We start from the raw sequence: 21877 nt of genomic DNA, 5'->3' as shown, positions 1-21877 counted from the left end.
CGCCTCCATGGGAAAAGCGCGGATCGCCACGGGCGTCCTGCTGGTGACGCTTGTGACCGGGGCCATGGGCTATACCATTGCCTCGGCGGTGCTGACCTACCAGGATCTCGGCTTCGGCGCCGAGATCGACTTTGCCTATATCGCGCAGAACTATCTGGCGATCCTCGATCGCCGCCCGGAGGACGCGCAACTTATTCACATGATCATCGGCAGCTTCGCCGCCGCCGGCCTGATGCTGAGCCTCGCCCTCTCAGGGTCCGCCCTGACACGCTTTGGCCAGACCCATTGGCAGAGTGCGCGCGAGATGAAGGCGAACGGGTTCTTCGGAGCGCCTGGGACGGGGTTTATTCTCGGCAAGCTGGGGCCGCCGGGCTCCCGCGCCAATTACATTTGCTCGAAGGTTTTTCCCCATGCTCTGATCGTGGCCCCCACGGGCCGTGGCAAGACCACGGGCTTTGTCATTCCAAACCTGCTGACCTGGCAGGGCTCCGCCGTGACGCTCGATGTGAAGGGCGAGTGTTTCGAGGCCACGGCCCGTCACCGCGCAGCCCAAGGCGACAAGGTCTATCGCTTTGCCCCTACCGATTGGGAGGGCAAGCGCACGCATCGCTACAACCCGCTCTTGCGCATCTTCGAACTGAAAGATCCCGCGCGCCAGCAGATGGAACTGCAGCTCCTGGCGACGCTCTTCCTGCAAAGCGACAATGACCGGGTGCAGGGCCTCCTCAAGGGCGGGATCGATCTCTTCGTGGCGGCAGGCCTGTTGGCCTTCCAGCGCAAGCGCCCGACGCTAGGCGAGATCTACCGCATCGCCGCCTCGGGCGGGAACAAGCAGAAGGAGTATTTCGCGCGGGGCCACGAAGTCGACAACCGGGCGGCCAAGCTGATCTTCACGCGGCTGGCCTCGACCAACAACGATACGCTGACCTCTTACGTCTCGCTCCTGATGACATCGGGGCTCGACCAATGGCAGAACCCTGCCATCGATGAGGCGACGGCGGTGTCGGACTTTGATTTCCGAACGATCCGCAAGAAGCCCTTCTCGGTCTATCTCGTGGTCCAGCCGCTGATGGTGAAGCCGCTGGCACCCCTCATCCGGCTCTTCTTTTCCGATCTCCTCTCCGCCATGCAGGAAAAGGACCCCGGGCCGGATGAGCCGTGGCCCGTAATGATCATGCTCGACGAGTTCAATCGCCTCGGCAAGATGCCCATCGTGGTCGAGAGCATCGAGACGCTGCGGACCTATCGTGGTCACCTGGCCGTGGTCACGCAGACCATCCCTGCCCTCGATGAAATCTACGGCGAGAACACCCGGCGCGCCCTGCAGGGCAATGCCGGCGTGAAGCTCTACCTGACGCCCTCGGATGAGAAAACGGTCGAGGAGCTCAGCAAGGCTGTCGGCAAGACCACGAAGACCGTCGTCACGCGGTCTCAGTCGATCGGCAAAAACCCCTTTGAAGGCCGCAGCCAGTCCACCCGGACCGAAGAAAGCTCTCTCCTGCCCGAGGATGAGGCGCGCCGCCTGCCCCTCGACGAGATCGTCATGGTCATCGATGCCCAAATGCCGGTCCGCGCGAAGCGGATCCAATATTTTGACGATCGGCTGTTCAAGGCGATCCATGCGGCGCAATCAGGCGAGTTGCCGTTTCCGAAGCCTGGGGGAGGTGGGTCGCAGGGCACGTTGCCGCTGAGTGTCCGCGCGATGCCGATGACACCGCCACCGGACGGGTCAGGCGGATCCGAGGCCGAAGTTGCGGCCGCACGCCAGGCTGCTGATGGTCAATCGTCGGGGCAAGCCGACGTCGCCCGAAAAAAGACTGCGCCTGTCGTTCAAGCCGTCATCGCCGAGGAACAGCGACAGATGGAAATGGATTTTGGGAGCCAAGTCGCGGGCACCGAGGCAGCGAGCGTCGTTGATGAGGCGCAGATGCGCTCCGCTGTCGATGGCTTGGATGATATGGAAGCGATGCTGCAGGAGGAGGGTGGCAAAAAGCCAATTCATCGGTAGGGCGGTGGGCATGGTCTGACGGTCATAGAGGGACGGATACCGGTCATTCGCTGCAGGCGCAGATAACCTCAGTCCATTTAGCAATAGCAGTCATTCAACAATGGAGTCGCGCAGGGCCTGGGAGTGAGTGGCCGAATTCTGAAATGCTTCGCCGATACTCATTTGCATGGTATGAGCAGCTTACTCACAGGGGCAGGTTCATTCGGAAAGCAGGTCGCGTTTCCAAAAGCCTCACGACCCGATCATGGCAAACCGAAAAGATCGGGCGTGTTCTCATCACGTCGCCTGCTCAAACCTTCGCCGAGATGTAGACATGAGTGTTTCACCCGTGTTAGACTACTACGTCCCTCGAAGTGAACCCACCCACCTTTTGGCATGCCAACGCTTAGGATCGGGGCCCCACAAATTGGACAAGCCCGCTTAAAGGATGTGCCCTTGCTACATCTTTGGCTGCCCCTTAGCACCCAACCGCCACGGACAGAAACTGTTCGACCCGTCGACAAACAGCGAGTGTGGGGCTTCCGAAAAAACCACCGGTCCGTCATCCCAGTCCTCTTCTTTCCTCGACCCGGCTGCCGCTTGGAGTCGAACGCACGTAAAACCCTTGAGGAATAGCCTCCTGAACCAACCTGACGTGCGAGATTAGGCCTACGGCCCGGCTGCCCTCTGTCAGAGCAGCAAGAACCTGAATAACTTGGTCCAGTGTGCCCGCCCCATTCTCGGTATCCAGACTGCCGAAGCCTTCGTCTATGAAGATCGTATCCATCCGGATTTTGCCCGACAGGCTTTCGACCACATCCGCCAGCCCAAGCGCTAGGGCCAGTGCAGCGATGAAGGTTTCGCCCCCGGAAAGGGTCGCCGTCGGGCGCGCCTTGCCGGTGTTGATGTCGAAGACTTCGATTTCGAGCCCTCGCTTGCCGCGCCTGCCCGACGCCTCGAGCCCGCGCGTCAGTCGGTAGCGACCACGTGTCATAGGGTCTAGCCGCATATTTGCCGCCTCGAGCACTTGGTCGAACATGGCGCCTATCGCGAAGGTCTCGAGCGTCATCTTGAAATCGTTCTTGCCATTCGCCAGATCGGCTAGCCCACGAAGCGGTCCGGTTTCGGACTCAAGCCGCTCGGTTTCGGCCAAGGCCTCAGCCAGCGAAGCCTTGAATTTGGTTAGTGACGTTACATCCGTTCTGGCTGTGGCGAGCACCGCATTGGCCACGTTCAAAGCTTGGGTGGCGTCGTCCAGCGCTGATTGAAGCGGCGCGAGATCCGCGCGCTCTTGATCCGCACAAGCGGCCGTAGCGTTCTGCCATGTCGTGCGCATCGCGATCAGGCCCTCACGATGATGGGTCACCGTCTGCCGGTCGCTTTCGAGGGTCGGGAAATGCGCTTTGCAAGCCTCATATCCTGCTTTGTCCAGCCCGACATCGGCCAGCCGAGCGCCAAAATCCCCTAGCGCCTTTTCCACGCGCTGCGTCTGCACGTCGCGCGCCCGCTTCACTGCTTCAAGTTGCTCTTGCGCACGGGTAAGCGCTTCGCTGGCCGCTCGGTCCTTCTGCGTCGCCAGTTCCAGTGCCTCGGAGAGTCGCCTTTGCTCGCTTTGCAAAGCCTCCCGCCGTGCGACAACCGCCTCGGGCGTGCGCAGACCTTCCGGCAGGGCCTCGACCACTGTATCGCGCTTGGCGCGCGCGCCAGCAAGAGTGGTCTCGGCCTGTCCTGAAGCAGTGCGCGCCGTAGCCTCGGCAGCTTCGGCCTCGTTCACTTTCCGTTTGAGATAGGCCAAATGCTCCGACATCGCGTCAAGATCGGCGGCTTCTCCGAGCGTGGCGATGGCGCCTTCCAGTCGAGTGATTTCAGCATCGAGTTCCGCCATCGTACGCTCAGTCTGTTCCTGTTCGTCCAGCGCCCGCTTCTTTTCATCCAGCCACGTTCGGCAATTGCCGATTTCGGTTTCCGCCCGAACCCGGGCCTCGGCTGCAGTTCTCGCCTCAGCCTGCGCGTCGCGAAACGCTTCGGTCAAACCAGATTGCTCTGGCGCGCCATGGGCCGGCGCAGGATGATCGTGGGAACCACAGACGGGGCAGGGCGCTCCTTCGGTCAACTTTTCGGCCAGAATGATTGCCTGCGTTCGCGAAAGCCGTACCTCGGCATCAGTCAGGGTCGTCTCGGCGGCCTGTGCCGCAACGGTCTTAGTCGCCAGCTCGCTCGATGCCGCTTCGACTTTTCGTGCGGCATCCGCGACAGCCACCTGCGCCTTTGCATGCGCCGTTGCCTTGACTCGTTCCCGGTTGACCTCGGCCAGCTCACCGATCAGCTTGCCTCGCACCGCTTCGGTCTTTCGCGCCTGTTCAAGGGCCAAATCGGTCGCATCACGCTGAGACTGGAGCTTTTCGCGGGCCTCTACGGCCTCGGTCAGCGCCTTCTTCGCAGAGGCGTCGTCCGTCGCAGCTTCATCAAACGCATTCTGTAGCACCGCTGCCTGCCCGACCTGGCTCTCAATCGCCTCCAACTTTGTCAGGTCGGCCTGAACCTGCTTCCGTCGCTCCTCGCCCGACTGAGCTTGGACCAATTTTTGCACCGCTTCCTTCTTCGCCCCAGTGGCGGTGTTGAGCTCCCCTTCGGCCGTAGTCACAGCATTCACAGCATTCACAGCATTTCGGCTGTCGCGCTCCGCATTGTGCCATGCTGACTCAAGATCACAGGCCTGCGAGGCATTCTTGACTACCTCAACTCGCTTGGCCACAGCATCGATCTCACCAGTTTTCGCCTCTAGGTCGTCAAGCGCCTGCCGCGCCGTATCAACGACAGCAAAAGCCTTTTCGATCTGTTCGCCTTCGGTCAGAACCTTGCGCGCGGCTTCATTCGCCGCCTCTGCGATCTGCTGAACTCCTTGCTTCTCCGCGACCTTGGCTTCCGCCGCAGAAATTCCTAGTTCTAGTGCCTCGGCGCTCTCGAAGCCGCGCTCCTCAAGCCGGGCCACATAGAGTGTACGCTGGTCGCGCAACGCTCGCTCTGCCTCTGAAGCTTCTTCCTTGAGTCTGGCGGTGAGATCGCGATAGATCTTCACGTCGAAGAGATCTCGTAATATTTCGACCCGCGCATCAGTTTTTGCAGCAAGGAACGTCTCGAACTTGCCTTGCGGCAAGAGCACGATCTGTCGAAACTGATTTGACCCATAACCCAGCAGCGCCTCGATCTCTTTCCCAACTACCGAGACCTTCTTTTCTTCAATTACGCGACCGGATTGGCTCGGGCCAAGCGTATCCACTGGGATCCCGGTTACGTCGAATAAGGAGGCTTCTGCGGCGTCATCTGTTGTCCCTTCGCCGCGCGCCTTCGGACGTTCTTGCGCCGGACGACGACGGATTAGGTAGGTTTTGGTGCCGAGTTCAAAAACAAATTCGACTTCAGTGGGCAGGTCAGGCGCAGAGTGATCCGAACGCAGCGAACGTGGCTCCTGATCGGTCTTGGTTGGCGCCCCAAAAAGCGCGAAAGACATCGCCGAAAACAACGTCGACTTCCCAGCCCCTGTTTGGCCGTAGATTCCGAACAGCCCTGTCTCGAGCGCGGAGCGGAAATCCACCACCTCGGTTGTTGCGAACGGCCCGAAAGCTTGAAGCGATAGGCGAATGGGTCTCATGCCTGCTCCTCCCCGGAGGCTGCTGCGTGCAGCTTGTCCGCGACGATTGCGACTTCAGAGGCATTTGGCTCCCGGCCGTGCACAACCTTTATGAAGTCGCCGACCATATCTATCGGCGTGACCGCTGCTCGCCCGCCGCTAAGCATTTTGGTCTCCGGGGCCCGACCCTGTCGGTCGTAGGCCAAATGGCAGGCATTGGGGTAGGTCGCGCGCAACCGCTTCATCGGATCGACCAGAGGGTTCTCATCTGTCAGGATGGCCTGAATGAAGTCTTCAGACGGTGTTCCTGCCAGAAGATCCGAGAATGCCCCGGTCAGCGAGCGCACTTGCCGGATCGGGCGGAAAGCTACAGTACGGATCGCGGCCCCTTCGGCTTTGAGATCGACGACAGTCATGGATTTTTCGCTTCCCGCCTCATCGAATCCGAACGCGAGCGGTGCGCCGGAATACCGAATATGGCTCGCGCCCACTTCCTGCGGCTTGTGCAAATGCCCCAGTGCCACATAGTCCGCCCCGTCGAAGACATCAGAGGGCACAGTTTCGATGCCACCGACCCGCGTCAGCGCACGCTCGGTCTCACCGACCGCGCCGCCCGCGACGAAGGCATGAGCCACTACAACCCAACGCGCTCCTTCGGGCACCTGATCCCTTGCTGCGGAGATCTGGGCCGCGATGACATCTGCTGGCGTGCTGATACCCTCATCCCCGAACACCTCTCGCGCGGCGTATTCATAGGAAAAGGGTAGCGCGGAAAAGGCGATCTCGCCATGCTCATCACGCAGCATAAGCGGAGTTTCGACCGCGTCGGCGATTCCGCGCACCAGTACCCTCGACGCGGTGGAGAAGACAGACATTGCCTCGATCCGGTCACCGGAATCGTGGTTTCCCGAGATCATCACCACCGCGGCTTCAGTCTCTTCTGCTACACGCTTAAGGAAGCGATTGAACTGCCGGATTGATGAATTGGGTGGCGAGGAACGATCAAAAACGTCTCCTGCTATCACAAGAACATCGGCGCTCTCGACCACGAGCGTCTCAAGGATTTGGTCGAGGATGACCTCGTGATCCTCCTCGAGGCTCAAGCCCATGAATTGCCGCCCTAAGTGCAGATCTGCCGTATGAAGTATTCTCATCTCGCACCATCAGTTATTACACATGCAAAAACTAGATGGACAATGGTAGAGAGTCAAGATATCCTTCTCCCATGCCCTTCGAAGACCTCAAACATGCCCAGCGTGCGCGCTTGGAATACCTCGACAGACTGTTTTTCTGGGACGGTGCAGCGACTCGTGCTTCCTTGATCAAGCATTTTGGTATTTCGAATGCGCAGGCCGCTCTCGATTTTCGGACTTACCTCGCCGAAGCGCCAAATGATGCACTGCACTATGATGCGTCGTCGCGCCAATACCTTGCCCATGACAGCTTTGAACGGCTCAGTGGCAAGGCTTCCTCGATGGAGCTGGAGCAAATCTTGGCCGGCGCACCATCTCTTGCATTTGATAAGTTGCCAGATTTGCAACGCACTCAGGACCTGCGTGTCTTACGACCGCTCTACCGTGCCTTCAGAGCCAAAGAGGCAACAAGGGTCGTTTATCAATCGATGCGATATCCAGAACCGATGACTCGCTGGATTGCGCCTGTTCGATTTGCTTCTGATGGCGTTAGGCTTCATGTTCGAGCTTGGTGTTTTGAACGTGAGGATTTCCGTGACTTCCATCCTGCACGCATTGACCCTGACCAGTCATTCGCAAAAACCAAGCCAGCCGAGGCGGTGCCCCGAGATGACGATTGGTTCACCTGGGCCATCCTGAAACTCAAACCGCATTCAAGATTGACTGAGGCGCAGCAACGCGTGGTCCGCATAGAATTTGGGTTCACCTCAGATGTGCTTGAGGCCAGAACCCGGAAAGCACTTGAGTTCTACACGGAACGCCGATGGGGTCTTGAGCAAAAGGAACCTCGTCTTGAACGGATATCTGTCGACTATGTGCCGATGAGCAAGGAGGAGATTGATGCAAATTGACATGTGCCGTATAGATTCCTCCCTCAACATGAACCGGTTCTATTCCGTGGATCTGACCAAAGACCTCTTCGGCCAACACGGCGTCCACCGACAGTGGGGCCGCTTTGGTACTTGGGGGCGGCATTGCCACGATTGGTACCGGACACAAGCCGAGGTTGAGACTGCCCTTTCTGATTTAGTCAAACAGAAGCTGGCGCGCGGCTATCTTATCAAGTCGCCCCCGTCCGGTGGTTCGGGTAGCGAGTTGGAAGCGCCGATCAGCTTTGATTTCCAACAGCTATGTTTAACTGAGAGAATTAATAAGACTGAAAAACTTCAGTTAGGCAAAAAAATTTCCGGATTTGCGTAAGTGCAAACGATTAGAGGGAAGAAGGTACAGAAACACGCGCGACGGGACATCGGGCAAACCCTGAGGGGGCAGCATGGCAATACCGCTGACAAAAAGAAAAAAACCTGACAAGGCGGGTGAACTTGGTGAGCTCTATGTTCGGATGCCTCATGTCGATTGCCAAATCGACGAAGTCACCAAGATTGAACTGGACGAACTGAAAAAGCGTTTGGATGTCTTCGATCGAAAAGAACTAGCTTATCTGGCATCCGAAACCTTGGTCCACTTGATACGCAAAGCCCGCAGACAGAATGACAGACCCGTCCTCGATGCCGCGGTCAAATCGCTGTTTAGGAGATGCGAAGCCAATCTGCTCCGAACGGTCGATAACTCACTGCCCAACGCCGATAAAATTAGAGAAGACGCCTTGGCAGAACTTGGTAAACGGTTGGCGCGGGACGGGACGGGAAAGGTGCCGGATCGTCTCGATCTTTTTGAATGGCGTTTCAATATGCAATTTAGATCGTTACGGATCGACGCGATCCGGCGCGAGACGACCGCCGTCAATCGCAATGCTTCTCTTCCAACCGACGTTACCGCGGTTGATGTTGCCGATTTGGAAGCTGCCTTCGAAAAAGTCGCAAGTTGCCAGACCACGGCTGACGCAAATGGCATATATGCGCCATCGCCCGAAGACCAGATGATCGCACGAGACATCTACAGACAACTCAACGCCTTGCCAAAGGATGAACGAAACGCATTGATTCAAACCAAGATCATTGGCCTGACCGAAGAGGAGGCTGGGAGTAAACTAGGCGTTTCGTCTCGTACAATCAGAACTCGCAAGAAAAATGCGATTGCAAGACTGAAAAGCCCAAAGGAAAGCACATGACCCCGAGCACAACCCAATCTGAACAGTTTCTACAGGATGCCATCTTTGATTTGATGGAGGCGAATAGGCTTCCTGACGCGCAACTTGTTGAAAATATCGTCAGTGAATATCCAGACTTTGCGGCAGAAATCACCGATTTCGCCGTAGAGTTGGCAATCGACATGCTCATCAATTCAGATCGGAATGAAGAAGCAGTGGTTGTCCAAGATGAGGTGTCACCGCTGGTTTCCCGCGCTCTCAGCAACTTTGAAAACGAACTCTTTCTGCGTGACAGTTCATCTAAGGCGGATGACGTGACTTCACGCGTGGCTCCTGAGGTAAAATCGCTTGACCCCTTCGCGGCCATGGATCGGAAGAGTTTTGGTCAGTTTGCCCGTTCAATACATGCAAATAAGGTCTTTGCTCTAAAGCTGCGGGATCGACAGATCAGACCGGACACGATTCCGCTTCGGTATTTGGAGATCACTTCTGAATGTTTGAAAATCAGACTTGATCAGCTGTTAACCTACCTCAACGTGTCAGGTCACCGACCTGCTATGGGTACACAGTTTTTCAAGGCAGATGACAGGCCAAATCACGAACTTCAACAGAGCTTCGATGAAGCGGTCGAAAGTTCTGGTCTGACCGGTGATCAGATACAATATCTAATGAGCTTGAAATAGGATGGACAGATTCGAACCGATACGCCGCGCTGCCAGTGAACTGCATCAGGCTACACTAGATGCAGGGGGCGATCCGCTCAATCCGCTTGCATTTGTGATACATGCGATCAAGGTCTTGGACGACCTTGACCTAGATCTAGTCTGGCTTGAACCGGACGATCCCGGGTTGAAGGGCGCACGAGCACGATTTGATGATCAAGCCGGCGTGATCAGCTGTGAAAATTCGGGGGAACCTGCAAGCCGCGCACTTCTTGTTGCACACGAAATCGGACACGATCAGCTTCATGCGGGTTCCCTGAATTGCAACTCCACCGATGTGGATGCCTCACAAACAATAGAAGCAGCAGCGGTCGGATTGCAGCGTGTAGAGAGCTATGGAGTGCGCGAACGTCAGGAGTTACAGGCCAATGTCTTTGCCAGAGAGTTCGTCTTTCCCCGGCAATTTGCACGACACCTCTTCGTTGAGGAAAAAATGTCTGCTGTGGCAATGGTCGAAGCGACGGGTCTTCCTCTCGCGGTCGTTCGCCAACAGTTGTTCGACGCGCTCTTGCTGCCGCCCGATCAACCGGCAAGCGAGGCCAACTCTGCAGGCTACATTCCTAAGCCAGACAAATCACAAGACAGGGCCGTCGAGCATCGCGATTCACCCTATCTTCTTCAGGCTGGCCCCGGCACAGGTAAAACGAGAACGCTGATTAAGCGAGTTGTTGCCTTGATCAAAGATGGTGTCGATCCTGCCTCCATTCTGGTACTTACATTCTCGAACCGAGCAGCGGGAGAATTGTCAGAGCGTCTTGAGCAGGCCGTTCCTGAAGCCGCGGCCAAAGTCTGGGTCGGAACCTTTCACGCCTTTGGTCTGGATGTAGTGCGACGGTTTTATCGCGAGTTAAACCTTCCAGCTGCGCCCATTCTCTTCGACCGAAGCGATGCGATCGAGGTCTTGGAAGAACTCCTGCCAACCCTTCCATTGGTGCACTATCGCAATCTGTGGGACCCAACGCTTGTCCTGCGCGATATTCTGGACGCGATATCGCGCGCCAAGGATGAGTTGGTTACGCCCGATCACTATCGCGTGCTTTCAGATGCGATGCTCAGTAAAGCGCAGGCTATCGGCGATGATGAGCAGATCAAGGTCGCCGAAAAATGTCTCGAAGTCGCGGATGTCTACGATCTTTACGAAAAGAAGCTCTCAGAGCGCGGCGCGATAGATTTTGGGGATCTGGTGATGCGGCCGGCACTGTTGCTTGATGCCAATGCGGTCGTGAATGCCGAGCTACAGCTTCGACATAGGCACGTTCTTGTTGACGAGTACCAGGACGTCAACCGGGCCAGCGCGAGGCTCGTTACGCTTGTTTCGGGAGATGCAAAACGGCTGTGGGTTGTCGGTGATGCAAGGCAGTCCATCTATCGATTTCGCGGCGCGTCCTCGGCGAATATGGTCAAATTTTCAGAGGATTATGATGAGCCAGTGATCGATAGTCTGGAAATCAACTATCGCTCCAGTGAACAGATCGTCGACAGCTTCGTGGCAACGGCTCCTAGAATGGGTGCGTCACACGGCATGTTGCCCCTAAGTCTTTATGCGAATAATGGCCTTGGACCGACGGCTACGGAAATTCGTCGGTTTGAAAAGCCCGATGATGAGATTGAGGGGATCGCGGCCCGCATCGAAGACCTGAAGGGCTCAGGAATTACGTATCGCGATCAAGCGGTGCTGTGTCGGACAAACAAGAGGCTGAATGAAATAGCTGCCGGTCTGGAAGCGCGGAGTATCCCGGTCCTTCACCTTGGAAGCTTGTTTGAGCGTGAAGAAATTCGCGACCTCCTGGCCTTGCTCAACCTTGCGATCGACCCTTTTGGTGACGCCATGGTGCGTGTTGGCGCCTTGCCCCGCTACGCGCTGACGATTCAGGATGTCTATCAGATCGCCAAAACCATCAGAGATGACCAAATTTCTACACTTGAAGGTCTCGCGGCACTTAAGGCCGATGTTGCGCTCTCCGTTGATGGCCGTGCCGGGTTAGCGCAGCTTGTTGAAGATCTGACTGGTCTAAAAAACACCAGCACGGCTTGGGAGTTTCTCGCATCATATCTTCTGGATAAGACAAACCACGCGCGCGACATAGCAACTTCGATGACGATCTCAGGCCAGATGAAAGGTGTCGCAATCTGGCAGTTTCTGAACTTCTTGCGGGATGAAGTCCCCATCAAGGACGGATTGCCGATCGAGCGCACGCTCGCCCGCATCCGGCAAATGGTTCTGCTTGCCGAAGAACGGGACCTCCGGCAAGTTCCCGATGCCGCATTGCACATGAATGCCGTCCGGTTGATGACAGTCCACGGCAGCAAGGGCCTTGAGTTTGAGGCCGTCCATGTTCCTGGACTGACTGTCGCCAGTTTCCCATCCAGCAATCGTGGTCAGCGTTGCCCGCCGCCAGATGGCATGGTTGAAGGATCTGATGTTCTCTCCGCAAAAGAGTTCGCAAAACAAGCCCATGCGACAGAAGAGGAATGCCTGTTCTTTGTCGCAATCTCGCGTGCTCAAAAATACCTCAATCTGTATTTGCCAAGGAAGCAGCCGAACGGGAACAGCCGCAGTGAATCCAAATTTCTCAGCTGGCTTCCGCCGCACCTGGTAACCCAGATCGATAATCCGGACCAATTGAGCGGCCCATCTATCACCGACGATCCAAACAAGATCGAGATCAGCTGGTCGGACACTTGGAGAATGACGGAAAGCCGTTTGACGGCCTATGAACGATGTCCGCGCCGCTTCTTTTATACGCATGTAATGGGCTTAGGCAGCGCTCGAAAAATGACAGCGTTTTCAAAAACCCATGACTGTATCTACGATTTAATACGCTGGCTCAAGATGGAACGTCTGTCGGGGACGCCTTCGCTTGCAACGGCAGAGAGCGCATTTGATATGATCTGGCAGCAACGCGGTCCCGTCGGCCATGCCTATGCGACCGCGTACCGTCAGCTTGCATCCCGCTTCATTCGTAATCTTCTCGCTGCCGGTGACGGAAGAGAGTTTCTTGAAGCCAAGCGCTTGCCGGTTGAACTTTCCAATGGAACGGTATTTGTCGAGCCAAGCGAAATATCCAGACAACAAGACGGAACCATTTCAGTTCGCAGGGTACGCACTGGCTATTGTCGCAGTGATGAATATTCCCGCCTTGAATACGCCCTCTACAAATTGGCAGCGGAAGCTGAGTTTGGTGCGGGTGTGCTCGTCGAAGCGTTACATCTCACCGACAACGTCAGCGAGCCAATTCCAACAACTGACCGCGTCATTTCGAACCGCGCCACATCTTCCATCAAGATGCTGGATCAGATCGCTGCAGGGCAATTTCCTCCAGACACAGATCCGATTTCCTGCCCAAGGTGTCCTCATTTTTTCATATGCGCTGCGACACCGGGCGGACCATTGAACCAATCTTAACTTTTTCGGGTCCGCACTTCCGGTTTGGGCCACCAGAAAACGATTAACCATTCGAAGGGACGTAGAAGGGCAATGGTGCCTCACTCTTCAGTTCCCCGGAGAATGAAAAATGACCCAAATTGACATTTTTTATCAAGGCGAAGACCTTGTTGACATCCAACACATAGAGCTTGACGACGCGGCAACCATCGGCGATTTCAAAAAGCTGATCAGCGAGCGCCTTGGCGCTAAAGGTGACATCCACGTATTCATCGAAGATGCCGAAGATCCGTCTTCTGATGATGCTTGTCTGGCTGATCTCGGAGATCCGGCCGGCCTCAAACTTCACTTTCACCGGCAGCGCCGGATCGAGGTTTGCGTCACCTTTAACGGCGAAGACGAAGGCCGCCGGTTTCCGCCCTCGGCCACGATTAAACGTGTCAAACGCTGGTTTGCCAAAAACAAGTTCGGCATGACCAAGGAGGAGGCGGGTGAACACCTGCTTCAGATTTCCGGAACACATGAACGGCCTCATCCGGGCACCCATATCGGCGCGCTTGCCAAATGTGGTTGTGCCAAATTGGAGTTTGATCTCGTCCCCGATCAGCGTGTCAACGGTCACACCGGATTTGCACAATGAGCAGTCCTGACGAACGGGCAATGTCCGCCGATCTAGCCAAGCCATCCTTCAAGCTTGCCGCGCTTGAAGGACGGTGGCGCCTCGTCGAGATGAGCTGGCCTTATGTTTTCATCGCCGTCACCGCCTTGGACGGCCAAGAATACGAACTTCGGTTTAACTGCGCAGGGTATCCGGAACGCGCGCCGACAGCAGGGCTTTGGAATATCTCCAAGAACACTCAGCTGAGCTTCGACATGTGGCCCCAGGGCAGGGGCGGCAGACTGTCATCTGTCTTCAGGACGGACTGGAAGAATGGTTCGGCCCTGTACCTGCCCTGCGATCGTACAAGCTTTGAAGGCCACGAAAACTGGCGGCAGGAAATGCCGTCGAAAATCTGGAACCCGAAAATCGGGATCAACCAATATCTGGAGCTGGTTCATGAACTTCTCAATTGCGCGGACTATGCGCCGCCTGTTCGCACCGCGGCATGAATTGTCATGCTCATGGTTGGTATGGCGCAAGCTGATGGCAGGCCTGCGTCAGCGCGGCGCCAATAGCAGCCGGGAAAGCGGTGCCTTTCTTCTGGGCTACAAGGCTGGTGGTCAAGCCCGGATTGTAGATTTCGTTCTTTACGACGATCTTGACCCGCATTGTCTGGAGTCAGGCATCGTGCGTTTCAATGGACGGTATTTCAGTGAACTCTGGGCAATCTGCAAGGCGAGGAAACTGACCGTCGTGGCGGATGTCCACGTCCATCCCGGTGGAGAGCAACAAAGCAAATCAGATCGTGCACATCCAATGATTTCCCGATCAGGGCACCTAGCACTCATCGTCCCCAATTTCGCAAAACACGCAAAGCGGTCGACCGTCGGAATCTATCGCTACCTCGGAAACAAGGATTGGGTAAGCGTACCTAAATCGAAGCGCAAATCGTTCTTTCATGTTGGACTCTAGAGAGGCTCTTATGGATATGCCAGTAAATGGTGACACCCTTCATCGTCTGATGAAACAGGCTCTGGATAGCGGCACCGTTGAAAGTGTCGAGGCTGCCAAACGCCTGTTTGAAAGCTATCGGCTTTCAGTATCAATTGATCCAGCCGATGCCGACTGTCCTGAACATCAAACCGCGTTACTTACGGTCGTTGCTCTTGCAAGCCGAGTGTTTCTGGGTGGGGTTCAGGTATCGGGTGCCTCGGGTGCGCCGCTATTAATAAGGCAAGTGGGCAGTAAGTCATTGGCTGATGAGATCATTCAGCACGGTGGTACCATAGCGTCAGGGTTGGGTGAGGACCCCGTCATTTATATAGGAGGAGGCGCACGTCCCAGACACAACGGGTTTGCCTTACGCACGCATGCTGCAGGGTGGCGAGGTGGCATAACGCCAGCGCATTCTGACGTTGAAATTGCCGGAAAAGCTCCAATTGCGACCGCGACAACTTTGAGTTCTGCCCTTGCCGTGGCCGAAGCCTATTTTCACGTAAGCAAAGCCTTGCCAAGCGCCGGCCGGCGCACTCTTGGGATGTCTCTCTGGAATCCAAACCCAAACGTCGATTGGCGCGTGGATGATCCGTTCGAACCCGCGCTCAAATATTTACCAAATCGAATTTGGTTGATCGGTCTCGGCCACCTAGGACAGGCATATCTTTGGAATCTTGGCCTGCTTCCTTACGCAGACCCTTCGGCTCTTTTTCTCGTTTTGCAGGATATTGATGACGTCACCACATCGACACACAGCACGTCTATTTTGACCACGCCGTCCATGGTGGGCCAGAAGAAAACCCGTGTCATCGCCGATTGGGCAGAAACCCGAGGGAATTCAGTCTCACTGATAGAGAGGTATTTTGCAGACGACTTTACACGCCAGCCTTTGGAACCTGCCATCGCCCTGTGTGGCCTCGACAATGCACTTGGGCGCAGAGCACTCGATAAGGTTGGTTTTGACATGGTTGTAGAGGCCGGGTTAGGGCGTGGTCATCAGGATTTTCAGAAGATCCGACTGCATGTCTTGCCAGGCCCCCGGAAGGCCGCGGATATCTGGCCAGTAGCGGATTATGCAAATGCCCCTGTTATACCTGACGCTTACCAGAACCTGGTAAAGACCGGCTCGCTTGATCAATGCGGTGCCACGCTTTTGGCTGGAAAAGCCGTAGGAGCCCCTTTCGTTGGAATGGTCGCGTCGTGCCTTGCGGTTAGCGAGATTCTACGAATTCTGCACGGTGGACGTCCGTGCCAACTTGTCGACCTGGATCTTTTGAGCGTAGATCATCGCCACGTTGTGCAAATGGCTGGCAATAATGAGCTTGCTCAGATCAACCCAGGATTTACAGAAGCTCTGGTGAGTTAGAAACAGGATACAAAGTGGCAGACGAAATCAGGGTTGAACCAACCGTTGTTCAAAACTACCGGACATTTCTTGTCGATAAATACCGTCCGCCAAGCAAGGGTGGAAACACTCGTGCCTGGCATCGGCACAGCTTTGTAGTTGATGGTGACCTATATTCGTTCCTTGCCCTCGGATCGAAGAAGTGGGTGTTCTTCGGTGACACTGTTGGTTTCAAATGGGAATGGGATGATTCCGGGAGATATCGAAATATCGTGACGAGTTCCGTTGTAACGCTGGACAACAACGGCGACGAAGTTGTTCGAGGCGAAAGGGGCATGAAAAAGTGGCGCACCAGTTTTGCCAAAGTACCAGCTTCAAAACGTGAGCAAAGAGATTGAGATCTAAATGCACTGCTGAGTTAGTAGCGATAATTCTTGATTATCGTGTACTAGATTTAGAAAGTATAAGGCGCTCAATGAATGTCCACTAAGCGGGCTGCGCACGCAGCATTCGTGATTCGTGTTGGAAGACAGCTAAGGGCCGTCACCGTCGCCCAAGCCGTCCCAGTCTCGCCAGCTGCGCCAGCATTTTTGACCCCGTGTCTGCGGATCCTGTGCCTCCTGCGGAACCCGTCTGCCCCATGCCTTGCCTCACGGGCATCTGCTGCAAGCCGAAGAACTGCCGCGCCCTGAGGGCTGCGTATTCTGCGCCACTTGCGCCTCCGATCAGGTAGCGGTTGTAGGCCTGCTGGCTGCCCATTGCGGCGCGGGCAAAGCTGTAGCCGCCGCCGAGACCACCGGATAGGGCGGGCATCATGATGTTGCCGGAGATCGCGCGGACGATAAAGGGTGTTGCGATTATGAACCCTTTGGCCATGAGCACCATCATGAAGAAGGGGATGAGCGCGCCGATATTGGAGGCCCCTTCCGGGTCGCCAAGCTCACCGATCAGGGCTGATGATACTCCGGTGATCGTTGCGAACACGCCTGCGACGACGATGGGGTATAGCGCAAAGGAGATAAGCGCGGATAACCAGCGCGCGAAATAATCCTTGGTGCCCTCGAAGAGGGTCAGGAAAATCATCACCGGCGCGATCCCGATCAGAAGTGCGATCATCAGGCGGGATGCCACGAGGATGAAGGCGGCCAGCCCGCCGAGGATCGAGAGCAAGAGGACCCCGACAATGTCGAGCATGGCGCCGGCCATCCAGTTCAACTCTGAACCAGCGGCGTTCAAGTAGTCCCCCAACTCGGCGATCAAACGGTCGAATTCTTCCGCGAAGGTACCAGAAGGGCCGGGAGTTCCACCACCGACGGAGGCGACCAGCGCGCCCGCAATACTGTCGATCCCCGCGAGGATTGCGGACGAGAGTGCGTTGAACTGCACCCAATTGGTTGCAAATATCCCGATGAGACCAATCTTGACCGCAAGCCAGAACGCCGTTCGCCCGTCCATCGCTTTGTACTGATAGATCATGTTCAGGAAAACGAGGATCACGACGACGGTTGTTCCAAGAACGAGAAGCGTTCCCACCGTCGCAGCAACAGACCCGAACTGTGTCTCGGCGGCCGTGTTGAGATAACCCTGGGAGGTTTCAACGAAGTAGGTGACAACGCTCATTTCAGAGTTCCCTTACCAATTACCCACTGCTTCGCAGATCGCTTGAGCTTCTGGTCGAAGATCATTTGCGCGGCGGTTGTAACTGTCTGACGCTTGCAGCATTTCTGAACGGTTCGCATTGGCGTGGTTTTCTTGGAAGGTGACTTCGGCGTTATCCCATGCTGGGAAGCGAAGACCGCAGTCGCAGGATCCGGTCTCAACGATCCGCTCCATGTTCTGTGCCCGGTAGATGTCCTGGACCAAGACACGCTGGTAGGCGTCTCGAAGGGCGATGTTCTGCATCCAGTCAGGTTCGCTCGGGCGTTCGGGGCAGACATCTGGAATGCTCTCAAGACTGGGGATGAGATTGCGCTCCGCCATTAGGGGGGATGCCATCAAGCCCAAACCGACTGACAGTAATAAGAAATGCGCTGCACCACGCTTCATCGGTTGTCTCCAAAATCGGCACCGTCGGAAGTTTCACGCTTCAGAAAAACCGTGTGCCCGATATTGGCAAACTCGGACGAACTGATTGAGACCACCTCCCAGCCGATCTGGCCCTTCGTATCCAATGCCGCCTGCATTTCGATCAGGCTGTTCTTACGGTCCATCGGGAAGGAGAGGATTTCATATTCAAAGGTCTTCATGCAGTTTCTCCAATCTGTTTCATGCCGGGCAGGTAGAATTCGGTGATGCCGCGTTTGCCGTCATGGCGACCGGCCTGGATGATCACATCGATGGAATTTTCGATGTACTGGATCATGTCGGCATAGGTCATCGGGATTTCGGTCTTGAGTGCCGCGATCGCGAGCCGCTGCACGGCGAGTTGCGGGGTTTCGGCATGCAGTGTGGTCATGGACCCGCCATGGCCGGTGTTGATGGCTTCCAGGAAGGTCATGGCCTCCTTGCCGCGCACCTCGCCCAGGATGATCCGGTCCGGGCGCATGCGCAGCGTGGCGGTGAGAAGCACATCGGCGGTCTGGAATTCCGCGTCGCGATTGGCGATGAGGGTCACGGCATTTGGCTGGGTCGGCAGAAGCTCGGCGGCTTCTTCGATGGTGACGATGCGTTCCTCGGCCGGTACGTGAGAGAGGATCTTGCGCGCGGCCACGGTCTTGCCGGTGGAGGTGCCGCCCGAGACGATCATGTTGAGTTTGTTCGCGACGCAGAAGGCGAGCGCATCATCGATCAAACCCGCGGCCACCACTGCGCGCAAGGCGCGCTTTTTTTCGACGCGCAGGTCTTCGAGCTTGCGCTCTTTTCCGTAGAGGAAATCGAGCGCAATTCCCTCGAGTGGCAGGCTCGAGAAGAACCGCAAGCTGATCGACATGGCTGAGAGCACGGCGGGCGGAGTGATGACCTGCGCGCGGATCGGGCGCCCCTTATAGGTGATCGAGACCGAGACGATGGGGCGGTCCTTGCTCATCGTGGTATTGGCCGATGAGGCGATCTGGTTGCCGAGGTCTCTGACCTGAACGCCCGTCAGGCTCTGATCCAGCGCGCGCATGAAATGATCGCCCTGGAATTCGCCCCAGCAGGTTCCGTCTGGGTTGATGCAGATCTCGATGACATCGCCGCGGGCGGCGGCGGCGATCCGGTCGAGCGAGGTTTCGAGATAGCTCAGCGACATGGGCTCAGAATATCTCCAGATCGCGGTCGACCATGACCGTGACGCGCGCGCCCTGGTCGACATAGATGACGGGGCCGATGGAGAGGTAATCGCCAATGACGCTGTCCGTGGCATCTGCCAGATCATCGCCCACGTCTTCGAGAACGTCGGCGGCAGTCTCATCCTGGACCTCGGAGGCGGCGGCACTAGGTGCCGCGGAAATCAGCGAGATCAGGGCGGCCGACCCGAAACGCTCGGCAAAGCGCGTGTCCACGAAACCGGTGACGCCAGAGCGACCCAGTTCGTCGCCCCCGAAAGAGCTGATCTGGACGGTTTGGCCCGCGGGCAGGATGATCCGGTCCCAGGCGATCGTGACGCGGCGCTGCGCGATATCGACGCCGGCGCGGTAGCGCCCGATGAGACGGGATCCGCGCGGGATCAGGAGGCGCGCGCCATCGACGCTGTAGACATCCTCGGACACCACGGCACGGGTCTGGCCGGGCAGGGAGCTGTCGAGGGCAGTTTCCATGACGGCCTGGATCATGGTGCCCTGAATGATGGTGTTGGACGGATTGGCGATCACCTCGGCCTGCGTCACCGAAGTGGGCAGCGCGCCGTTCAGCACGAAATCCGTCACCTCGCCAAAAGTGCGTTCGGTCAGAGCCGTTTCATTCGCTCCGGACGTGCCGCCAAACGCGATGGTGGGCGAGGCGATGCGCCGCTCCTGAAAGGCGCGTTCCTCCGCGGCGCGGCGCTCCAGCTCGGCCATGCGCCGGGCTTCTTCCTCCCGGCGCAGTCGCTCTTGCTCGCGTGCGCGCAGCTCATCTTCCGTGGGGCCTGCTGGGGCGGGTTGGGGTCGGCTGGCCTCGAGTTGGGCCAGTTCCAGATCCATGCGGAGTTGCTCAAGGCTGCGATCCCGCGCCGTCAGTTCGTCCTGGAATCGTTGCTGTGCGGCTTCCGAGGCGGCTTGTAGCGCAGCGATCTGAGCGGTCAGCGCGTCGATCGCCTCTGCGGCGGCGGTGTCTTCCTCGACGACTGGTTCAGGGGCGTTGCGCAATTCCTCGATCTGAGCCTGCAGCGCGGTGATCTGCGCCAGAAGCTCCGCGTTGGGCTCGACTGGATCCGGTCCGACAAACACAACCTCGGGCTCGGGCGGGGGCAAGGTCTCGATGGCGCCAAAGCCGTCCCCCTCGTTTTGGAAGACGTCCGGGGTGGCCGTCGGCAAGGCTTCCTCTTCGTCGGGCTGTGAGAGGAGATAAAGCAGGGCACCACCCGCGCCGATGACGAGGATCACGATCAGCGCGAGAAGGGGTGACCGGCGCTGCGCCGCTATGGGGGCGCGGGCACTGCCTTTCTCCAGGGCGGCGAGGCGCTTCTCCAGCTCGGTATTCTCGGTATCGCTCATGAGGCGGCCTCCGTGGGCGGGATCGCCTCTATGCAGACCACCTCTTCGCCAAGCCGCAGGACCCATTGGCGGTTCACGCCGCTGACGCGGATCACGCCGTCTTCAGGGGTTTGCGTGTTGACCGTGCGTTCACGGCCGCCCGCGTAGCGGAAGATCGCGGGCACAGGGGCGTTTCTTGGAAACGCGAAATACGTGAACGTCCCGTCATCCCAGATGCGCGTTGGCGTGAACTCGGTCCGCGCGCTGGCGCCGTAATTGTAGTTCGGCGCTTGGGCGGCGATGGCCCGGGTCGGGCGCGCATCGTCCTCCGGATAGCGGAACTGCACCACGTAGAAGGTCGGGCTGCGGACCTCCTGGACGTTGAAGTAGTAGCTCCGGCGGTTCGTATAGACTGTCACATTGGTATGCACCCCGCGCGCCACAGGCTTGATCGCGAAGGCCTGACCGCCCGGGACGCCGTCGATCTCGAAGCCCTCGGTGTCGCCCGCGATGATCGAGCGGATGCTTTCGCCCTCGCCGAACTCGATGGTGGTCACATGGGTGAGCGACACGCTGAGACGGTAGACCTGGCCCTCCTGGTAGGTGGCCAAGCGCACCCGGCTGTCGTTGGGACCGCCACGCGGGATGGCTTCGGCAGAGGCGAGGCCGGGCAACAGGGCAATGACAAAAATAAGCGATCTTATAAACAACAACGTCAGTTCTCCAATCTGTCGGAGCGGATGGAATATTCGAGCACGGTGAACCCAAACGGGTTGGTCCAGACCTCGTCGATGGAGCGGCGGGTCTCGGGACGGAACTCGAAGAGAAGCGTGGCGGTGAAGAGCCCGGTCTGGGTGCCGTTGATGGAGGTCAGCCGCTTGCGCAAGCGCACGGTGGCGCGGTTGGATCCGATGCGACTGATGCTCAGGATTTCCACGTCGAGCCGGGCATTGGGGCCATAGACGGTCGGCGGATAGTTCTCATTTGCGCTGTTCCAGATCTGGCGCAGCCCGCTCTCGGCGGCCCCATCCGAGCGGCGCAGGACGCTGCGGATGCGCAGGTCATTGTCGAGCTGGTTATAGACCTCGCGGTCGGTCACGTAGCGGAAGACTTCCGCCTCGATGATCGCCTGGTTGGCGGTCACCGAAGTCGCACCCACCGAGGCTTCGGGGAGCGCAAAGCCGGTGGCGGGATCATAGGGGACGACCACGGGCGGGGGATCGACATCGAGGATGGCAACGGCCGCCGCGCTCAGACAGCCGATGATGCCGAAGACAAGCCCTATCAGGCCAAGGCGTTGCCAGAGCCGTTCGCGGCGCAGGGCACCGTAGACCAGCTCTTCTTCGATGATTTCCTGTTCACTCGCCACGCGTCA

At 57.4% G+C, this 21877-nt stretch carries 20 protein-coding genes; 11 read left to right on the top strand and 9 right to left on the bottom strand.

Annotated features, from left to right (window positions below):
• The first annotated feature begins 7 nt into the window (after positions 1-7).
• Positions 8-2008: a type IV secretory system conjugative DNA transfer family protein gene (locus tag N7U68_RS20920; RefSeq protein ID WP_263049270.1), complete on the top strand. Its 2001-nt coding sequence runs from the start codon at positions 8-10 to the stop codon at positions 2006-2008.
• Between the two features lie 541 nt (positions 2009-2549).
• Here N7U68_RS20920 and N7U68_RS20915 read toward each other — a convergent pair.
• On the bottom strand, positions 2550-5639 hold the full coding sequence (locus N7U68_RS20915; RefSeq protein ID WP_263049269.1) for an AAA family ATPase: 3090 nt from the start codon (positions 5637-5639) through the stop codon (positions 2550-2552).
• Positions 5636-6727, bottom strand: a complete 1092-nt coding sequence (locus N7U68_RS20910) for an exonuclease SbcCD subunit D (protein ID WP_263049268.1) — start codon at positions 6725-6727, stop codon at positions 5636-5638. Before N7U68_RS20910 ends, N7U68_RS20915 begins: the two co-directional genes overlap by 4 nt.
• Before the next feature lie 116 nt (positions 6728-6843).
• Here N7U68_RS20910 and N7U68_RS20905 point away from each other — a divergent pair, with 116 nt between their 5' ends.
• From N7U68_RS20905 to N7U68_RS20860, 10 genes are all read left to right on the top strand, one after another.
• Complete coding sequence (locus N7U68_RS20905; protein ID WP_263049267.1) at positions 6844-7662, top strand: BrxR family transcriptional regulator; 819 nt, start codon at positions 6844-6846, stop codon at positions 7660-7662.
• Positions 7652-8011 (top strand): WGR domain-containing protein, encoded by a 360-nt coding sequence (locus tag N7U68_RS20900; RefSeq protein WP_263049266.1) that lies wholly within the window; start codon positions 7652-7654, stop codon positions 8009-8011. The genes N7U68_RS20905 and N7U68_RS20900 overlap by 11 nt, the downstream gene beginning before the upstream one ends.
• Positions 8012-8084: 73 nt before the next feature.
• A complete protein-coding gene (locus N7U68_RS20895) occupies positions 8085-8882 on the top strand; it encodes an RNA polymerase sigma factor (RefSeq protein WP_263049265.1) in 798 nt (265 codons plus the stop codon).
• Positions 8879-9544, top strand: a complete 666-nt coding sequence (locus tag N7U68_RS20890) for a hypothetical protein (RefSeq protein WP_263049264.1) — start codon at positions 8879-8881, stop codon at positions 9542-9544. The genes N7U68_RS20895 and N7U68_RS20890 overlap by 4 nt, the downstream gene beginning before the upstream one ends.
• A 1-nt stretch (position 9545) precedes the next feature.
• Positions 9546-12989, top strand: coding sequence for an ATP-dependent helicase (locus N7U68_RS20885; protein ID WP_263049263.1), 3444 nt, complete (start codon positions 9546-9548; stop codon positions 12987-12989).
• A 109-nt stretch (positions 12990-13098) separates the two neighbouring features.
• Positions 13099-13608 carry a hypothetical protein gene (locus tag N7U68_RS21140; RefSeq protein WP_505973686.1) on the top strand — a complete coding sequence of 170 codons (510 nt, stop codon included), beginning with the start codon at positions 13099-13101 and terminating at the stop codon, positions 13606-13608.
• Positions 13605-14078 carry a DUF7665 family protein gene (locus tag N7U68_RS20875; protein WP_263049261.1) on the top strand — a complete coding sequence of 158 codons (474 nt, stop codon included), beginning with the start codon at positions 13605-13607 and terminating at the stop codon, positions 14076-14078. Before N7U68_RS21140 ends, N7U68_RS20875 begins: the two co-directional genes overlap by 4 nt.
• Positions 14026-14541 carry a hypothetical protein gene (locus N7U68_RS20870; RefSeq protein ID WP_263049260.1) on the top strand — a complete coding sequence of 172 codons (516 nt, stop codon included), beginning with the start codon at positions 14026-14028 and terminating at the stop codon, positions 14539-14541. Before N7U68_RS20875 ends, N7U68_RS20870 begins: the two co-directional genes overlap by 53 nt.
• Before the next feature lie 10 nt (positions 14542-14551).
• Complete coding sequence (locus N7U68_RS20865; RefSeq protein ID WP_263049259.1) at positions 14552-15931, top strand: BilD N-terminal domain-containing protein; 1380 nt, start codon at positions 14552-14554, stop codon at positions 15929-15931.
• A 14-nt stretch (positions 15932-15945) separates the two neighbouring features.
• Entirely contained in the window at positions 15946-16308 is a 363-nt protein-coding gene (locus N7U68_RS20860; RefSeq protein WP_263049258.1) for a hypothetical protein, read from the top strand.
• A 145-nt stretch (positions 16309-16453) separates the two neighbouring features.
• Here the strand turns inward: N7U68_RS20860 and N7U68_RS20855 are convergent, their stop codons facing one another.
• Genes N7U68_RS20855 through N7U68_RS20825 form a run of 7 tightly spaced genes read right to left on the bottom strand, consistent with a single transcriptional unit; the run spans position 16454 to position 21871 of the window.
• Positions 16454-17530, bottom strand: a complete 1077-nt coding sequence (locus tag N7U68_RS20855; protein WP_263049257.1) for a TrbL/VirB6 family protein — start codon at positions 17528-17530, stop codon at positions 16454-16456.
• Between the two features lie 12 nt (positions 17531-17542).
• Positions 17543-17956, bottom strand: coding sequence for a hypothetical protein (locus tag N7U68_RS20850; protein ID WP_263049256.1), 414 nt, complete (start codon positions 17954-17956; stop codon positions 17543-17545).
• Positions 17953-18156, bottom strand: a complete 204-nt coding sequence (locus N7U68_RS20845; RefSeq protein WP_263049255.1) for a hypothetical protein — start codon at positions 18154-18156, stop codon at positions 17953-17955. Before N7U68_RS20845 ends, N7U68_RS20850 begins: the two co-directional genes overlap by 4 nt.
• Entirely contained in the window at positions 18153-19139 is a 987-nt protein-coding gene (locus N7U68_RS20840; protein WP_263049254.1) for an ATPase, T2SS/T4P/T4SS family, read from the bottom strand. The genes N7U68_RS20845 and N7U68_RS20840 overlap by 4 nt, the downstream gene beginning before the upstream one ends.
• Positions 19140-19143: 4 nt before the next feature.
• Complete coding sequence (locus tag N7U68_RS20835; RefSeq protein ID WP_263049253.1) at positions 19144-20523, bottom strand: TraB/TrbI/VirB10 family type IV secretion system protein; 1380 nt, start codon at positions 20521-20523, stop codon at positions 19144-19146.
• Complete coding sequence (locus N7U68_RS20830) at positions 20520-21215, bottom strand: TrbG/VirB9 family P-type conjugative transfer protein (protein ID WP_263049252.1); 696 nt, start codon at positions 21213-21215, stop codon at positions 20520-20522. The genes N7U68_RS20835 and N7U68_RS20830 overlap by 4 nt, the downstream gene beginning before the upstream one ends.
• A 2-nt stretch (positions 21216-21217) precedes the next feature.
• A complete protein-coding gene (locus N7U68_RS20825; RefSeq protein ID WP_263049251.1) occupies positions 21218-21871 on the bottom strand; it encodes a VirB8 family type IV secretion system protein in 654 nt (217 codons plus the stop codon).
• Between the last annotated feature and the right edge of the window lie 6 nt (positions 21872-21877).

Source organism: Roseovarius pelagicus, from assembly GCF_025639885.1.
Classification (GTDB): Bacteria; Pseudomonadota; Alphaproteobacteria; order Rhodobacterales; family Rhodobacteraceae; genus Roseovarius; species Roseovarius pelagicus.
This window is presented reverse-complemented; position numbering and strand designations above follow the sequence as displayed.

Bases quoted from the DNA above. Each gene is read 5' to 3' on its own strand.
- N7U68_RS20920 (WP_263049270.1), top strand. From the start codon at position 8: ATGGGAAAAGCGCGGATCGCCACGGGCGTCCTGCTGGTGACGCTTGTG.
- N7U68_RS20915 (WP_263049269.1), bottom strand. From the start codon at position 5,639: ATGAGACCCATTCGCCTATCGCTTCAAGCTTTCGGGCCGTTCGCAACA.
- N7U68_RS20910 (WP_263049268.1), bottom strand. From the start codon at position 6,727: ATGGGCTTGAGCCTCGAGGAGGATCACGAGGTCATCCTCGACCAAATC.
- N7U68_RS20905 (WP_263049267.1), top strand. From the start codon at position 6,844: ATGCCCTTCGAAGACCTCAAACATGCCCAGCGTGCGCGCTTGGAATAC.
- N7U68_RS20900 (WP_263049266.1), top strand. From the start codon at position 7,652: ATGCAAATTGACATGTGCCGTATAGATTCCTCCCTCAACATGAACCGG.
- N7U68_RS20895 (WP_263049265.1), top strand. From the start codon at position 8,085: ATGGCAATACCGCTGACAAAAAGAAAAAAACCTGACAAGGCGGGTGAA.
- N7U68_RS20890 (WP_263049264.1), top strand. From the start codon at position 8,879: ATGACCCCGAGCACAACCCAATCTGAACAGTTTCTACAGGATGCCATC.
- N7U68_RS20885 (WP_263049263.1), top strand. From the start codon at position 9,546: ATGGACAGATTCGAACCGATACGCCGCGCTGCCAGTGAACTGCATCAG.
- N7U68_RS21140 (WP_505973686.1), top strand. From the start codon at position 13,099: ATGACCCAAATTGACATTTTTTATCAAGGCGAAGACCTTGTTGACATC.
- N7U68_RS20875 (WP_263049261.1), top strand. From the start codon at position 13,605: ATGAGCAGTCCTGACGAACGGGCAATGTCCGCCGATCTAGCCAAGCCA.
- N7U68_RS20870 (WP_263049260.1), top strand. From the start codon at position 14,026: ATGAACTTCTCAATTGCGCGGACTATGCGCCGCCTGTTCGCACCGCGG.
- N7U68_RS20865 (WP_263049259.1), top strand. From the start codon at position 14,552: ATGGATATGCCAGTAAATGGTGACACCCTTCATCGTCTGATGAAACAG.
- N7U68_RS20855 (WP_263049257.1), bottom strand. From the start codon at position 17,530: ATGAGCGTTGTCACCTACTTCGTTGAAACCTCCCAGGGTTATCTCAAC.
- N7U68_RS20850 (WP_263049256.1), bottom strand. From the start codon at position 17,956: ATGAAGCGTGGTGCAGCGCATTTCTTATTACTGTCAGTCGGTTTGGGC.
- N7U68_RS20845 (WP_263049255.1), bottom strand. From the start codon at position 18,156: ATGAAGACCTTTGAATATGAAATCCTCTCCTTCCCGATGGACCGTAAG.
- N7U68_RS20840 (WP_263049254.1), bottom strand. From the start codon at position 19,139: ATGTCGCTGAGCTATCTCGAAACCTCGCTCGACCGGATCGCCGCCGCC.
- N7U68_RS20835 (WP_263049253.1), bottom strand. From the start codon at position 20,523: ATGAGCGATACCGAGAATACCGAGCTGGAGAAGCGCCTCGCCGCCCTG.